At 50.1% G+C, this 16,048-nt stretch carries 14 protein-coding genes and 1 riboswitch; of the genes, 3 read left to right on the plus strand and 11 right to left on the minus strand.

The genetic code is table 11. The annotated features are described in order from the left end of the window. Positions 1 to 173: 173 nt before the first annotated feature. Genes AC3WRW_RS05835 through AC3WRW_RS05860 form a run of 6 tightly spaced genes read right to left on the minus strand, consistent with a single transcriptional unit; the run spans position 174 to position 9,507 of the window. Positions 174 to 2,324: a COG1470 family protein gene (locus AC3WRW_RS05835; protein ID WP_492545414.1), complete on the minus strand. Its 2,151-nt coding sequence runs from the start codon at positions 2,322 to 2,324 to the stop codon at positions 174 to 176. A 52-nt stretch (positions 2,325 to 2,376) separates the two neighbouring features. Next, the gene (locus AC3WRW_RS05840; RefSeq protein WP_492545415.1) at positions 2,377 to 3,846 is read right to left on the minus strand and encodes an ABC transporter substrate-binding protein; all 1,470 of its coding nucleotides are present in this window, start codon (positions 3,844 to 3,846) and stop codon (positions 2,377 to 2,379) included. Continuing rightward, positions 3,843 to 4,766 (minus strand): ABC transporter ATP-binding protein, encoded by a 924-nt coding sequence (locus AC3WRW_RS05845; RefSeq protein ID WP_492545416.1) that lies wholly within the window; start codon positions 4,764 to 4,766, stop codon positions 3,843 to 3,845. The genes AC3WRW_RS05840 and AC3WRW_RS05845 overlap by 4 nt, the downstream gene beginning before the upstream one ends. Position 4,767: 1 nt before the next feature. Continuing rightward, the gene (locus AC3WRW_RS05850; RefSeq protein WP_492545417.1) at positions 4,768 to 7,722 is read right to left on the minus strand and encodes an ABC transporter permease; all 2,955 of its coding nucleotides are present in this window, start codon (positions 7,720 to 7,722) and stop codon (positions 4,768 to 4,770) included. Next, on the minus strand, positions 7,722 to 8,819 hold the full coding sequence (locus tag AC3WRW_RS05855) for an efflux RND transporter periplasmic adaptor subunit (protein ID WP_492545418.1): 1,098 nt from the start codon (positions 8,817 to 8,819) through the stop codon (positions 7,722 to 7,724). The genes AC3WRW_RS05850 and AC3WRW_RS05855 overlap by 1 nt, the downstream gene beginning before the upstream one ends. Beyond that, positions 8,782 to 9,507, minus strand: a complete 726-nt coding sequence (locus AC3WRW_RS05860) for an ABC transporter ATP-binding protein (protein WP_492545568.1) — start codon at positions 9,505 to 9,507, stop codon at positions 8,782 to 8,784. The genes AC3WRW_RS05855 and AC3WRW_RS05860 overlap by 38 nt, the downstream gene beginning before the upstream one ends. Before the next feature lie 402 nt (positions 9,508 to 9,909). Here AC3WRW_RS05860 and AC3WRW_RS05865 point away from each other — a divergent pair, with 402 nt between their 5' ends. After that, positions 9,910 to 11,286: a dipeptidase gene (locus AC3WRW_RS05865; protein ID WP_492545419.1), complete on the plus strand. Its 1,377-nt coding sequence runs from the start codon at positions 9,910 to 9,912 to the stop codon at positions 11,284 to 11,286. Between the two features lie 22 nt (positions 11,287 to 11,308). Further along, positions 11,309 to 11,815, plus strand: coding sequence for a GNAT family N-acetyltransferase (locus AC3WRW_RS05870; RefSeq protein ID WP_492545420.1), 507 nt, complete (start codon positions 11,309 to 11,311; stop codon positions 11,813 to 11,815). 99 nt (positions 11,816 to 11,914) lie between these two features. Here the strand turns inward: AC3WRW_RS05870 and AC3WRW_RS05875 are convergent, their stop codons facing one another. Together AC3WRW_RS05875 and dapA are read right to left on the minus strand one after the other, a co-directional pair. Continuing rightward, positions 11,915 to 12,304 carry a RidA family protein gene (locus AC3WRW_RS05875; protein ID WP_492545421.1) on the minus strand — a complete coding sequence of 130 codons (390 nt, stop codon included), beginning with the start codon at positions 12,302 to 12,304 and terminating at the stop codon, positions 11,915 to 11,917. Between the two features lie 21 nt (positions 12,305 to 12,325). Next, positions 12,326 to 13,201, minus strand: a complete 876-nt coding sequence (dapA, locus tag AC3WRW_RS05880) for a 4-hydroxy-tetrahydrodipicolinate synthase (protein WP_492545422.1) — start codon at positions 13,199 to 13,201, stop codon at positions 12,326 to 12,328. A 123-nt stretch (positions 13,202 to 13,324) separates the two neighbouring features. Between dapA and AC3WRW_RS05885 the strand changes: the two genes are divergently transcribed. Further along, entirely contained in the window at positions 13,325 to 14,203 is an 879-nt protein-coding gene (locus AC3WRW_RS05885; protein ID WP_492545423.1) for a LysR family transcriptional regulator, read from the plus strand. An 83-nt stretch (positions 14,204 to 14,286) separates the two neighbouring features. On the opposite strand, the gene AC3WRW_RS05890 is transcribed toward AC3WRW_RS05885, so the two are convergent. From AC3WRW_RS05890 to pyrF, 3 genes are all read right to left on the minus strand, one after another. After that, entirely contained in the window at positions 14,287 to 14,490 is a 204-nt protein-coding gene (locus AC3WRW_RS05890; RefSeq protein ID WP_492545424.1) for a YjfB family protein, read from the minus strand. Between the two features lie 21 nt (positions 14,491 to 14,511). Next, positions 14,512 to 14,598, minus strand: a riboswitch (cyclic di-GMP riboswitch). A gap of 70 nt (positions 14,599 to 14,668) precedes the next feature. Beyond that, on the minus strand, positions 14,669 to 15,313 hold the full coding sequence (gene pyrE, locus AC3WRW_RS05895) for an orotate phosphoribosyltransferase (protein ID WP_492545425.1): 645 nt from the start codon (positions 15,311 to 15,313) through the stop codon (positions 14,669 to 14,671). Between the two features lie 31 nt (positions 15,314 to 15,344). Then, entirely contained in the window at positions 15,345 to 16,034 is a 690-nt protein-coding gene (gene pyrF, locus AC3WRW_RS05900) for an orotidine-5'-phosphate decarboxylase (protein ID WP_492545569.1), read from the minus strand. Between the last annotated feature and the right edge of the window lie 14 nt (positions 16,035 to 16,048).

The following is a 16,048-nucleotide window of genomic DNA, read 5'->3' on the forward strand; positions in this document are numbered from 1 at the left end:
CCTGGATTTATTATATATCGGCAAATGGATAAAAACAGGTGAGCGAAGTCATATTCCAGTCATAATTTGGGTCATATGGACGGCAATCTCGTTATGACTTCTTATGACCGGACACGAAAAAGGGCTGCTCATAGATCTTTGAAGACCGTTTGAGACAACCCTTTGGTGTATGCTTAATCCGTCGTAATAAACCATTCCGCTTTCTGTGAAGCAAGCAGTTTTCTCTGCCCTTGGAACTCATCATACACACTCAGTGTGTATTTCTGCAAAAATTTGGTGTTATAAATGAGACCCGGATCCGGGATCGCGATTTTGAAATTCTCTCTCTTCCCAAGCCGTATTTTCGTGTCTTCATCGGCTGTAGAATCCCCATTGAAAACGTCAAAGTCTTTGAAATCGAACTTTTTCTCAAAACGTTTGATACCGCCGCCATCCTCAAATACAAGCAGCAAATTATGGCCTTCCGTATTAATTTCAGTCAGCTTCTCTTTCGTTAACTCATAATTGAATCTAAGCGTAAAGACGTTATCTTCAATTTTGGTCCCGATTTTATCAATGGAAATGTTATAAGGGAATAAGTCCACATTTTTAAGCGTAGTCGCCACTGTCTTGCTTTCCGTTGGCAGCCAGTACGCAACCGGATTTACATAAGCGTCAGCGACCGTTTTGTCGCCTTCCGACAACTTGCCATCCGTAACGGCTTCCCCAAGAAGCAAATTCATGTTCTCGGTCGAGAAACCTTTCGGCACAGGCGCCCATACATGAAGCAGCGCTTTTCCCGATGGGGAGATTTTATTCTTCACTTCCGCAACGGAAGCCGGGAATACCGTTCCGTCTGACGAACGGAAATTCGCGACAAGCTTGGCCGTGTTCGTAAATCGTTTCTCCAGGTTCGTCACTTCGACCATAGCGGAATACATAATGCTTGTTTTGTCCTCGTAGGTGGATACATTCCGAATCCCATACTTCGCTTTGCGTCCAACATCATTGGTCGAGTAGGACTCGCCAAGACCAACGAAAGGAACCGATTGAAGCTCCGCTTGCGTAGAAAACTCCAGAACGTCTGTCGTTGCAGCACTGCTATTGTCCGTCCCTGCAGCTGGCGCGTCTCCCTCTTTTTCCTGCAGCACCAGCTTCACGCGGGAGAATTCATACGTATACGGCAATTTCCCCGCTAATTGGAGATTAACGTTCGTGCCTGCTCCAAGTCCAATCACTTTAGCTGTTTGGATCAGTTTGGCCTCGATTTTGACCGCATCGTCCAGCAGGAAATATCCGGTTAAATTCGGGATTGGCAGTGACTCATCCCCTTTGTTGCTTAGAACCAAATCCGCCGTCAATAAATCTTGATCCTCCCAAGGCAACCGATGAAGGCCGCCAAGCTGAACGGTGTAAACACCCGACTTATTGGTGAAAGAATACTCTTTGCCAATCGATCCGCCTTCCTGGGACGAAACGGCCGGCAGTTGGAAATTCGCTACGGCGACATTCAGCTTCAAATCAGCGATCGTTTCCGCAATGGACAGCTGCCATGCATCCGCGGCTACCGCCACGGGAATGGATCCGGAAAGTTGAATTTCCTTGCTTTCCTTTGGATTGATCTTCAAATCCTTGAGTCCTTTAGCTTCTAACGGGTACAGCAGCCCGTCCGGCGTCCGTATCGAGAATAAGTACGAGGGAATAGTGACGCTGTGATTGCCTGCATTCTCTAAAGTCAGATACACCGTAGGAACATGATATTTCTCATTCTTGTTGCTGACATACTTTTTAATTGAAGCATGTACCTCGACTCCGCCGACAGAGATGATCCCTGCGCGATCAGCTGAAGTGACATCCGTGTAATCATTCGGTACAGCAACTTCCCCAAGCACCTGCTCGAAATTGGTTTGACTAAAGTCCCACTTAATAAACTGGACAACGAGATCCTGCAGGTTTGTACTTGGATTCACGGTTGCATAGAACGTTAAATCGGTTGTTGAACCGGGAGCTACCCGGTTCTTATCCTTATCGGCAGGCAGCAAGCGCGCTGAGAATTGATTGCCAGATTTGCTTTTCAGCCTTGCCCAGTAATCGATAAATTGCAGCTCGCTGCTCCCTTCATTGTGAATCGTAATCGTGAATGTCGCGATCTTCCCGCTCTGATCGGGCAGAACGTGAATTTGCTTCAATTCAAAATAACTGCTTTTTGTAATCGGCACCTTACCTACCGCCGTCGCAACGACAGCCGGACTGCCGTCTGCCCAAACGGGCGTTATGGCGCCAAATGCCATCGTGGCAGACAAGGCAATGGTGGCCACGTATTTGTAGCCAAACTTGATGTTCATGGTGTGGATGGCCTCCTTCATCGTTTAACTAGCTTCGTATGGAACGTCCTGCTTATCCGGCAGGCACTGCTTGAATCATAGGATTTCCTGGTTCACCCGGATTTTCTTTCATTTGTTTCAGCATCGCGTCACCCTGGGTCTGCCATACTTTGAGCCCTTCGCGTGCAGTCGTTTTCCCTTGCAGAACACTGTTAAACTGCTGGCGTCCAATTTCCTGTACTTGATAAATATTCGGCTTGTCGCGGTAAATTTTGAAGCTGTTATCCATCGGCGCAGGAGTCACATTGTAAAATGCTTCCATATGGAAATCCATACCATCTTTAGGCTTCAAATATTTGGAACGTGCTACCAGGTTATAAGAGCTGTGTGATTTCAGCTTAGCCCAGTCATCGCCGTTCACGAATTTAATGAATTTCCAGGCATCGTCCGGATTTTGCGCCTTCGCGTTAATCCCCATGATGCCATTCATATAAATTGACCCGCCAACGCCTTTAGCCTCAGGATGGGAAGGAATCGTAACGACATCCCAATCAATCGGCGTGTATCCTTTATAACTCGCAGCGTTTTTATTTGCACTGGCAATCTGCTGAATTTGACCATAATTAATAATTCCCATCGCTAACCGGCTCGACATGAAATCGTCATAGGCAAAAGGATTCTCTTGATTGAATTGGCGATTCATCCCCTTTTGAGGATCCATCAGCTCAGGAAATACGTTATCTTTTTGCAGCTGCGCCATTTTCGTCCAAACTTTCTCCCACTGATCCGTATCCACCGTCATCTTTTCTCCGGCGTCATCAAACATCTTTAACTGAAGCGGAGCTGTGTACATTTGCATGCCATAGAACAAGTCGCCTTGCGCTTGCGTGGAGAATGAGAAGCCGTTAATGCGGTTATCCCCTTCACCTTTGGTAAGGCGTTTGGAAAGATCAAAAACTTCATCCCACGTCATGCCGTCTTTTGGGAAATCAACGCCGGCATCCGTAAACATTTTCTTATTATAAATGAGTGCGGAAGAGGAGAATGTTGGAGCAAGGGCATACAGTTTGCCGCTGCCCGCATTCTTGATGCCATCGATCACGGCAGGTACGATTCCTGTCGTATCGAATTTATCTTTCGTAATGAGCGGATCCAGCTGCGACAGCATGTTGCTTTCGATGATATCCGGCAGCTGCTCGAAGCCGACCATGACGACATCCGGCGGATTATCGCCTTGCATGACCTCTTTCAGCTTTTCCATCGGGTCCGGCATTTTCTCGCCCGGTTTCATACCGCCATACCGATATCTGTCGTCCATAGTTGGAATCATTTCAATCTTGATATTCGGATTGGCGAACTCAAACACTTCCGTAAATTGCTGTCTGAAATATTCGTCATCGCCGAAGCCCATCGATGTGGCGATTTTCAGCACTCTTTCCTGTTTGTCATCGGATTTCTCGCCTTTCGTACAAGCAGCGGCCAGTGGAACGACCATCGCCAATGTCAAAGATGTGGCGAGCATTTTGCGCGTTAATAATTTCATTTGGATTTACCCCCGTCAGCAATTAAATGCAATTTAGTTTCCTCTACAGCAGATATGGCTTTTGGTGCTTTAATCATGATTTTTTCACCGTCAAACTCCATCGTCGCTTTGCCCTCGATTTGCAGGGCGTTCAGATAAGCCTTCGGCACTTGCAAGCGTCCGGCACGATCCAACACAACAAACTCTTCATGATCCTCGTTCGCGAGTCCTCCGGCCATACGGCCTTCGCCGTCAAGCGACGGACTCCGGGCGATAAACTCCGAGCTGGTCATCCCATCCCGGATGGCAACGACCCGGCCCACTTTGCCGGCAATGGATAAATCATGCGTGACAATGACAATCGTCACGCCTAATTCTTTATTCAATCGCTGGAAAATAGATAGGATCATATCCGCTGTTCTCGAATCTACGGATCCTGTCGGTTCATCGGCGAGCAGCAGCCTTGGCCGGTTAGCGAGCGAAATGGCAATGGCCACGCGCTGCTGCTCCCCTCCCGACAGTTCCTGAAGCTTGTTATTCAACCGGTGGCCGAGTCCCACCCATTCCAGCAATTGCTTGGCATAGGCAGGATCATAATTCCCGCTGAGCATCATTGGCATTTCCACATTTTCGAGCGCGGTCAAGTAAGAAACGAGATTGCGCGCATTATTTTGCCAGATGAAGCCGACGGTATGCCGCTTGTATTCGACCAATTGTTTATCGGTGATTTTCAATAAATCCCAATCTCCGACCTTTACTTGGCCTGCGGAAGGACGATCCAGACCGCCCAAGATGTTTAGCAAGGTAGATTTGCCGCTTCCGCTGTTCCCGATAATCGCCATAAGTTCGCCGGCATCAACCTGAATGTTCAATCCTTGCAAAGCGACAACTTCAATTTCGTCTGATTTATAAATTTTGACCAAGCCCTCGCAGGTAATCATTCTATTTCTCCTCTCCGAGCTTCACGGCCTGATGAACCCGCAGCCTTCTAATGTGCAAGAACAGCAGTAAAGCTCCTGTTGCCATCATGAAAGCTACAACGAAATAGAGCTGGTACGTATCTTTGGAATCGAAAACGACCCGAAAAGGCGGTACCTGAGTCTTCACATTCTGAGACGTTTGCAGGAAAGGCAGGAAGAAATAGCTCGTCAACTTACCGATGGCAATGCCCAAAGCGATGGATAAACCTGCTGTAAAACCTTGCTCGAGCAGCAGCATGCCCGTCAATTGCTTGCGGGAAAGGCCCATGGCGCGAAGCACCCCGAACTGTACGACACGGCTCGATAAATTAAAGAACCAGTACAGCATGTAGCCGATTAAAGACACTAGGACCGATACGAGGAAGCCCAAGCTTAGAATTCCAAACACGCCGCCCCTAGCCGGAAGCTTATTCTGGACAATGAGTTCGTTGCGAACATCCTTGACGGAAGCCAGCTCGATCCCTTTCGCTTGCAAAGCGGTTACGATCGGCGCTACTTTCGCGTCCGGTTTCATTTTCAACCAAACCTCGTAAGGAACCATGGGCGCTTGATCGTACACATAGTCCAGATTCGTAATGAAAAATGGCATCTGATCCGGATACTGACTCGGCCAGTATGGTAGAATGCCGACAATGACAAATTCCACAGGCTGCTGGCTTAACGTTATGGATAGCAGATCTCCGGCTTTCAGCGAATACTTGCTTGCATAATTAGAAGGAATAATAACGGCCTGCTCATAGCTGCCAAGCAAATTCAAATATTGATGCGGCGGAGCCGGAAATAGATCAGGCCGGAACCATCCGACTTTGGCAAAATCAACGTTATCAATGCCCATGACCAACCCTTGGCCGGTCGATTTCCCTGACACGACGACATTTCCTTTGGTTTGCAAAACTCTTGCCGCAGCTTGAACGCCCTCTAGTTCCCGGAACACCTGAAACGGCGGCTCTACGTAGCGAATCTTCGAAGGCGTTCCTTCTCCGGGATTACCGCCTCCCTGGCCTCCTTGCCCACCGTTGCCCCCGGAGCCGCCATTGCCGGAACCTCCATTCCCGCCATTGTTGCCGCCATTGTTGCCGCCATTGTTGCCGCCCCCACCGCCTGAGCCTCCTCCTTGATTGCCGCCATTCGGATCCTTTGGCAGTTCATCGGAGAAACCTTCCCACACGGTTTGCAGCACAACGTCCGTTCCATATTGGTACAAGGTTCTTTCCGTCGAATTCAGATCAATCGTGCGTGCAGCCGAGGAGTTGTATACGCCGAGTCCCAACGTTAGGATCAGCAGCAGCATCAGCGGATAGTACGCTTTTGCTGAACGGGACAGTTGCACAAGCGTTAAATAGAGCGGTACGGGAAGAAATCTCCGCCCGAGCCAGCCAAACAAACGCAGCAGCCACGGGAAAATGCGCAGAAAAAACAGCCCCAGAGCAAAAATTGATAGTGCAGGCACAAAGAACAACAGCGGATGCACCTGAAGCTGATCGGTTGTCAAGCCCGTTTGTACGGACAATACTTGACGCTGATCGAATAAATAAAAGCCATAGCCCACAACGCCAAGCAGCATGATGTCCAGAAACCAGCGCTGCCAAAGCGGCGATCGATCGGATCGCGCAAGGAGCTGCTTGTAGTTCACGATGGAAGCTTTTGCGAACATAATCGCAGGAACCACACTCGCAAGAATCGCGATCAGCACAGCAAGCCCGCCATAGAGCATTGCTTCTTTCGTAAAGCTGACAGGAATCGACTTCCGGTCGACAAACGTTAGGAAACCGCTGGAAGAGCCGATGCTCTTGGCCATGAACCAGCCCATAAACGGTCCGACCACCAGCGCAACGATTCCTAGCGACAATCCCTCCAGAAAATAAATCCCAATGATCTGTTTCGTACTGCCGCCCCTGCTTCGCAGAGTCGCAATAACGCCACGCTGCCGGTCAAGCGATTGTCTCGCATTCATGACAATGTAATAGAAAACCATCGCAATCATTGGAGCAGCCAACGTGAATAACAGGATCTGCATCTGCAAGCTTTGCGCCTTGAATTCGGACAGCATCGGCTTAAACGAAACATCGACCTTCGTATTTTTGAGTTTCTGATACAGATTAATATCCAGCCTCTCCAGACGGTGGTCCAGCGGCGACAATTGGCTCGTTTGAATGTCGCGCAGATCGAATGCATAATACCAATTGGCCAATTGCAGAGGAATTTTCTTCTCTGTTAATAACGTCTTCATAAACACATCGTCACTTACGATAAGTGCGTTGATTAACCCTTCCAAGCCTTGGAACCAGTAGGCATCGGTGTCATTTTTCGGCTTAAAGGAACCAACAATTTTCACTTTCAGCAGTTGGCTTCCGCTTGCTCCGGAGACGGAATAGTTAAACACGTCGCCGATATGCAAATCGTTTCGGTACAAAGCTTCGTCCAGTACAACGGCTTCCAGAATGCCGTTTTGCACTTGGTTCGAAGCCATTTGTCCGCTTGACCAATCCACGTGCTCATTCAGACTGCTCCATGAAGTAAGCGTCATTTGCCGGCGTTTGCTGGGATCCACTTTCGAAGCGTCGACGGGAGTAATTTGGGCTCCCTTGATCGTGTAGCTTTTGGCAAACGTTTGGACCGGAAATCCGATCTCCTTGGGAATTTCGTCCCCTATGTAGACATTGACGTCTTTCAGCTCGTCTAACCCTGCACGTTCCGTCCCAACCGCTTGATAACGCATGAGCAGAGAGCCGGCAGGGAGTCCGCTGCTCTTCTCTTCAAGCGATTTGGCCACGACGCGCTTCAGCGATCCGTCCGCATACATCGGTATGCTCGTCGTGAAGGCAACAGCCATAATCAATCCAAGCAACGTGCTGAGGGTCAGCCAGCGGGTATTCCACATTTTCCGAAATAAAAACCGCAGCATCGGGATTGACATTAGCGACCCACTACTTTCTGTCCGGCGGTAAGACCTTTCACAATCTCCACATCCGTTGACGTCTGTTGACCGATTTCCACATCGACTTCCTTCTTATTCCCCTGGCTGTCAACCACTTGCACATAATTTCGTCCGGAATAGGATCGAAGGGCTGCCAGAGGAATCGTTGTCGCATTCTCTTTTCTTTGCGTCACAATCGTCACACTGAGCGGAGTTCCCCGGTTAAGCCCTTTTGGAAACTCATCCAATTGAACGACTAAATATTGGTCGATCGACTCCTGCTTGGTTTCTTGTCCGCCCCACGGGTAGCCGCCATTATTATTATTGCCTGCTGCTTGCGGATTCGGCAGCTGCTTCACTTTCCCTTTGTGCTGACCGGCAGAATTAATGTCCACTTGGACTTCCATGCCGACAGCCACTTTCTTCGCATCGTCTGCGCTGATGCTTGCCGCTACCGTTAATTCGTTCAAATCCGCCAGCGTAGCAACGGACTCATCCGACTTCACCGTATCGCCTTTCTTCGCTGTAACCGTAACGATCGTCCCGCTGAACGGCGCGAGAAGCTTCGCTTTACTTACCTGCGTTTCCAGCTTGGTCAGCTCTTCCCGCTTCAGTTCAAAATCAATCTTCGCCTGCTCAATCTGCTCGGGCGTCATTTCATCCGCCTTCCGCAGCGTTTCGATCATCGTCAGCTCATCTTTGCGGGTTTGAAGCTTCTTCCGCTTCAAATCGCTTTCCATATCCGAGAGATCCAGCTCAGCAACAGGCTGTCCCTTCTCAACGGTATCTCCGTTCTTTACAAGAATGGCGCTGATCCGTTTGGAAGTCATATCTTCGGAAAAGAACAGCTTCTCTTCCTGCAGCGCCATCAATCGGCCGCTCCCCCTTACTTTCGACTCGAGCGTTTCCGTTTTCACCGTATATTCGGGCTTCTTGGATAGCTTAGGCGGATTGATGCTGGGAAGCGCTTCTTCCTCCTGCTCCTTCGGGAGCAGCGAACAGCCGGAAGACAATAAAAGTGTAGTACTTACAAGTAGTGCAGTTACGGGCTTCCTCCAGCTAGGAGACGAATTTCCCGTCCACCATTTCGTAAACATGATCGGCAACCTCCAAAATAGTAGGGTCATGGGTCGTCATACAAATCGTTACTTGTTCCGTTGCAATCATATTTCGAAAAACGGACATGATCTGTGCCCCCATTTGGGAATCCAGTTCTGCTGTCGGTTCATCGGCCAAAATGAGCGACGGCTTGTGCGCAATCGCCTTGGCGATCGCAACACGCTGCTGCTCACCCCCGGATAACTCAAACGGACGGTGGTGCATGCGTTTGCCAAGTCCGACGAGTTCGAGACAGTAAGCAACTCTTTCTTTCCACTGCGATCGCGGAACACCCGCCATACGCAGCGCCAGCTCTACATTTTCCCAAGCAGATAACAACGGCATTAAGGCAAATGATTGAAAAATAAAGCCGATTTCTTTGCGCCTGACCAGCGTTCGCTCATTATCGCTGCCAAGATGAAAGGCATGGTTCAGGAACATGATTTCCCCCTCATCCGGCTGATCGAGTCCCCCAATCAAATTCAGTAGCGTCGTTTTCCCCGAACCTGACCGGCCTTTGAGCATAACAAGCTGAAGCGGCTTCAGTTCCATCTCAATTCCCTTCAGTACATCCAACCGCTCGCCGCCGACTTGAAAGGATCGCTGCACCCCGGTTACCGTCAACAGCGGCGAATCGAGATGTACCCGCGTAGGCACGTGAATCTCGTGGGGGATCACCTCTTCCATAGCTGGCGCTTCTGATGTGTTTCTTTTGCGAAACCAATTAGCCATATGGCACTTCTTCCTTTCCTTACCAAATCAGCTGTATGATAAATTAGACGGTACATGTTTTCAAAAAGTTACACGAAACTGAAAATTTCCTGAAAGTTTTTTGCGAGCACATGTATGAATCTATCAAAATATACTATTAATTTGAAAATATTGCCATACAACTTTATTCCTATTTCTTACAAATTATTAAATTACATATTAAATTCTATTGTTTTCAGTATAAAATAGCCCTATTGATTCTTTCTAAACGGATTATTAACAAAGTATTAACCTCCGATTGCAGGATTTCCCCCCAATTTGGGGAAGTTAAAAGGAGCAACGTTATTAGAATTGCTAACAAAGAAGGAGAATACCGACATGATTGAAACGATCAAAACCTATTTGGATGAGCAAAGAGATCAACACATAGAGGAATTGATGCAGTTCCTGCGCATTCCAAGTATTAGTGCTGTTGCCGAACACCAACCCGATATGAAGCGTTGTGCGGAATGGACGGCTGAAGCCCTTAAACAAGCCGGACTTGAGAACATTGAAATTATGCCGACTGGCGGTCATCCTGTCGTTTATGCCGACTGGCTGCATGCGGAGGGCAAACCGACGGTGCTTATCTACGGGCACTATGACGTTCAACCGGCCGAACCGCTTGAGCTGTGGGAAACGCCTCCTTTTGAACCCATCGTTCGCGATGGCAAGCTATTTGCCCGGGGCAGCACGGATGATAAGGGTCAGCTTTTGCTTTATGTCAAAGTGGTTGAAGCTTTCTTACGCACACAGGGCAGTCTGCCGGTAAATGTGAAATTCTGCATTGAAGGCGAAGAAGAAATTGCGAGTAAGAACCTGCCTCCATTTGTAGAAAAGTACAAAGATAAATTGCAAGCCGACGCCATCACCCTTTCGGATACGCAAATGCATGGACCTGGCAAACCGGCGCTCATGTATGGCCTGCGCGGTCTGGCCGGCTTTGAAATTACGATCGATGGGGCGAACAGCGACCTGCATTCGGGGTTGTACGGCGGGGCTGTCCAAAATCCGATTCACGCTTTGTCCAAGCTGCTGAGCTCGTTTCATGATGCCGAAGGCCGTGTAGCCGTTGCAGGCTTTTATGATCGGGTTATTGAACTGTCGGAGAAGGAGCGCGAAGCGTTTACACAAGTGCAGCCCGATGAAAACAAGGTGCGGGCGGATTTGGAAGTCGAGGCGTTATATGGGGAAAAAGGATTCTCGTTCTACGAACAAACAACATCGCGACCGACATTGGAAATCACTTCCGTAAGCGGCGGCTTTCAAGGAGAAGGCATTAAACCGATCATCCCGAACCGGGCTTCGGCCAAAATAGCTTGCCGCCTCGTTGCGGCGCAAGTACCGGAAGAAATCATGGATGCTGTTGAAGCGCATATTCATGGGCAAAATCTGCCAGGCGTCAAAGTTACGCTGGACCGTCAGCTGCGCGGCAATCCGTTTATTACTCCGATCGATGAGCCTGTGATGGTTGCAGCTGCGGAAGCTTACGAGGATGCCTATGGCGTATGGCCGGTGTACACCCGAAGCGGAGGATCGATACCGATCGTCGAAGTGTTGGGACGCGTGCTTGATGCCCCCGTTGTTCTGCTCGGCTTTGGCTTGCCTGGCGAAAACCTGCATGCGCCCAACGAGCATTTCCATTTGGCCAATTGGGATAAAGGAACAGAAACGATCAGCCGCTTTTGGTTGAAGCTTGCCGCACAGAATAACTAAGCATGGAGGATTGAGCCGCCCTATGAGCACATCAAATTTATCCCTCCGCGACGCCAACTTGGAAGATCTCGCGGAAATCGTACGCATCTATAATTCAACAGTCGCAGGGCGCATGGTTACCGCCGATACGGAGCCGGTTACGCCAGCAAGCCGCGAAGGCTGGTTTCACGAACACTCCGCCGATTTCCGGCCGCTATGGGTACTGGAAAACGGCAGCGGAATATGCGGTTGGCTTAGTTTTCAATCCTTCTATGGCCGTCCGGCCTATAATGGTACGGCGGAAATCAGCATTTATATCGACGAAGCATCCCGCGGCCAAGGGATTGGCCGATACCTTATGGAGCAAGCTTTAGCTGCTTGTCCAAAGCTAGGTCTTAAAACGGTGCTTGGCTTTATTTTCGGCCACAATGAACCAAGTTTACGGCTTTTCCGTAAATTCGGCTTCGCAAATTGGGCGCATCTGCCGGGAATTGCCGAGCTGGACGGCATCGAACGAGACCTTATTATTCTTGGAAAACGGGTAGGTTAAAGTACAATAACAAATAGCGCTTCTCCCGCTTGCTAACGATCCTGTATCGCAGCTTAGACGGGAAAAGCGCTATTTCACATTCAAGCTTTGCAGATCCGTTTAATTTTTGTCCACAACCGCCTCAACCTCGATCTCAATCATCAATGCAGGATCAATCAAAGCTTTCACTTCGACCATCGTCGCCACTGGCTGCACATCACGGAAATATTCCCCATGCGCCCTGCCGAACTCTTCCCACAGCGAAATATCCGTTACATACATACGGGTACGTATTACATCCGACATCCGGGCACCGAGCTCCGCAAGTGCTTGCTCGATCGTCTGAAGCACAAATCGCGCTTGCCCGTAGGCGTCGCCGGCGCCAACCACCTCGCCATCCTTCATCGCCGTCGTTCCCGCTACCTCAATGCGGTCTCCTACCCGAATCGCCCGGCAATAACCGACAGTCGGCTCCCAAGGTGAGCCTGTGAATACTCTCGTTCGACTCATAAATCAGTCAACTCCCCATTTTTATACATAAGATGCTAGTTTCGCGCGCAAGCCTTCCGTCACCGGCAGTAGAGGCAGCCGTAGGGTACCGGATTCAATGATCCCTTGCTGCTCCAGCAGCCATTTGATGGGAGCGGGGTTCGGCTCTTGGAATAAAAGGCGGATCAGTGGAAGCAATTCTTCAAAAGTCTCCCTGCTTTTCTCGTACTGTCCAGCCAGAAAGTGACGGTAAAACGCAACAAACCGCTCTGTCTCCACATTCGCCGAGGCGCTCATGACACCTCTGGCTCCCGATTGAAGAGCCTCAAAAAGCAGTGAATCTTCACCGCATAATACCGGCTTCGAGCCCAACCGGCTAAGCTCAGCAACCAACTGCGTGTTCGGCGTGCTGTCTTTCATCCCAATCACTCCCTCAAGCTCGAGGATCGCTCTTACGGTATCAAGCTCTAGCTTCACTCCTGTGCGGTGCGGGACTTCATATAAAATCACCGGCAGGCCAACGCTTGCTACCCGGCGAAAATGCTCAATAATGCCTTGCTGGCTTGGCTTATTATAATACGGCACCACGACCAAAGCTGCATCAGCGCCCAGTTTCCCCGCTTGCTCCGTTCTGCGCACCGTCGACAGCGTATCATTCGTACCCGTACCTACGACAAGGGGAACACTTACATTCGAAGCCTCTCTGGCAGCCTGTGCCGCCGCAAACAAAACGCCAAGCTCCTCACTCAGAATCGTCGGCGATTCTCCCGTCGTCCCGTTCACGACCAGTCCATCCACCTCATCCTGAAACAAGTTATAGGCTTGATTATAGAAAGACGCTGCATCCACCTCGCCTCCTTCATCGAAAGGTGTAACAATGGGTACATAAACGCCATTCAAATCTCTTTCTTTTAACATTTGTGCCATCTCCCCGCTAGTTTTATGATGTACATACACTTTAGCATGGAACATCACATCACAGTTAGCTATAATAAATGATAATACTCATCAATATTTTTGATAAAAGTGAGGGGGACTCTCATGGACTTAACGTACTTCCGGACCTTTCGGGAGGTTGCCCGCAGAAAGAGCTTTACAAAAGCTGCAGAAGAATTAGGGTATGCACAGTCTAGCATTACGATGCAAATTCAGAAGCTGGAGCGCGAATATGGCGTCTCTCTCTTTGAAAGGTATGGCCGGCAGCTGCGGTTAACCCTACCAGGCGAAAGCCTGCTGAAGCTGGCCGTCCAAATGCTCGATCTCTATGACCAGTCCAAAGAAATCGTTGCGAGCCAAGTCACGGGAACATTGACGATAGGAACGATAAACTCGCTTGCAGCCTATTATTTGCCTCCATTTTTACAAGCGCTCAAACAGCTTTATCCCGGTCTTAATATCCATCTTTATCCTGACAGCGAAGCTTCCCTCATAACGAAAGTCAGAGAAGGCGACTATGATTTGGGCTTATTGCTGGATCGCTACCCGGCCGACCCTCTCTTGACGTGCACTACAATCAAAGAAGAGCCTCTAGTACTTGTAGCGCCTTTGGCTCACCCGCTTACACACCTGGAACGCATACAGCTATCCGACTTTCAAGAAACGGAATTTATCGTAACGGAAGAAAGCTGCATCTATCGAGGCATGTTTGAAAAATTGCTCAAAGATCACACCATCCCGCTTCACATCGGCTTCGAGCTTGGAAATCTAGAAGCGATTAAACAATGCGTCATGAACGGGCTCGGCATCGCCCTGCTGCCACGAATCGCCGTTCAAAGTGAGCTCGAACAGAACAAACTGGCGTCGCTTCCCTTCTCGCACGAAGACTTAACTTTAGATATTCAACTGCTGCTTCATCCCAAAAAGTGGATCTCTCAGCCGCTGCAAGCCTTTATTGGGCTGTTGACCAAGGGGAGCGTATAGTTTCTGTATCCGTTAGCGCAATTTCGAGCCTCATGCAAAAAAAGCCCTCCTTTTCAAAAAGGTAGGGCTTCTTTCCTGTTTGCTTATATGCGGATGTCGAGATTGCTTCCCAAATGCGGCGCCGCCGATGCGGTAACCAACTGCTGGGATTTCGCAAAATCCTGTACGAGCGTACTGGCTGAAGCTGATTGCATATCGCTCGCTTTGCTAAGCAGTTGAATGCCAACCGCCTGCTTCAAAGCGTCTCCGCCGCTAATGGCATTAAAGACACTGCTGCTGATATTCATATAGCGCTCCTCCTCTCATCGTTCGGTAGCTGGCGAGCATTCGGCCATAGCCGGTTAGCCCCTGTAGCTTTGCGTCTGCCGCTTTCGCGTCATTTGCCGGTTCGCAGATGTTAGGCTGTACCTAGCACACTTCCAGTATAGGTTTTGCTTGCGCAATTCGTCAATCTTCGATTCGTTTCTACACGCCAAACGCTGCAGGATTCTCTCTCCAAGAACGCAGCAAGGCCATATCTTCCTCTTTGATTGCACCCTTCTCCAGCGCCACTTCAAGCAGTGCAGCGTAGTTGGAAAGCGTGTGAAGAGGCATGTCCGCCGCTTGGAACGCATCCGTCGCCTTGTCCAATTGATAGGAGAAAATCGCCAGCACGCCTAGAGCTTCCGCTCCCGCATCTTTGACAGCGATGGCCGCTTTCAAAGAGCTTCCTCCTGTGGAGATCAGATCCTCGATGACGATGACCTTTTGCCCTGGTTGCACAGAACCTTCGATCAGGTTCTCTTTGCCATGGCCTTTGGCTTTATCCCGAATATAAATCATCGGGAGACCCAGCTTCTGCGCGACCCATGCCGCATGAGGGATGCCGGCTGTTGCTGTGCCGGCTACGACCTCGGCGTCCGGAAATTTCGCTTGAATCAAGCTGACGAAGCCGTCAGCGATGACTTCGCGAATGGCCGGGTGCGACATGGTCAGACGGTTATCGCAATAGATCGGCGATTTCAAACCCGATGTCCATGTAAAAGGCTGCTGCGGTCTAAGCGCTACCGCACCGATTTCTAAGAGAGAAGCAGCAACGTGCTTCGCAATCGTTTCAAGCTGTTGACTCACGTTCTTCCACCGTTCCTTCCGTTGTTAGGTGCTACAGGATGGAATCGATAATCGATTCCATCGCAGCCCTTGGATCCGCCGCGCCAGTGATTGGTCTGCCGATCACGACGTAGTCCGTTCCCTGAGCGAAAGCCTCGGCCGGCGTCATGATGCGCGACTGGTCGCCCACATCCGCTCCCGCAGGGCGGATGCCCGGCGTCACGGTGACGAATCCGTCGCCGCACGCCGCCTTAATCGCGGTCACCTCCAAAGGTGACGCGACGACGCCCTGCAGCCCCGCGGCATGCGCCAAGCGGGCATAGCGAATGACGGCTTGCTCAACCGTTCCGGTCAAGCCGATTTCCTCATTCAGCACCGCTTGCGAGGTGCTGGTGAGCTGCGTCACGCCGATGACGATCGGACGTGCAGCGCCTGCGGCTAGCCCCTTGTCAACGCCTTCCAAGGCGGCTTCCATCATGTCCTTGCCTCCGGCGGCATGAACATTGAACACATCAACCCCCAGGCGCGTTACGCTTTCCGCGCCGCCTTTGACGGTGTTCGGGATATCATGCATCTTCACGTCAAGGAACACCTTATACCCGCGATCTTTCAAGCTCGCGACGAAGCCGGGACCTGCAGCATAGAACAGCTGCATGCCCACCTTCACGTAGCAAGGAATCCCTTCGAGCTGCTTCAGCAGCCCTTCGGCACTTGCGGCATTGGGATAATCGAGCGCCACCATAATGCGTCCGGCAA

It is taken from the genome of Paenibacillus sp. FW126-R14 (genome assembly GCF_058789495.1).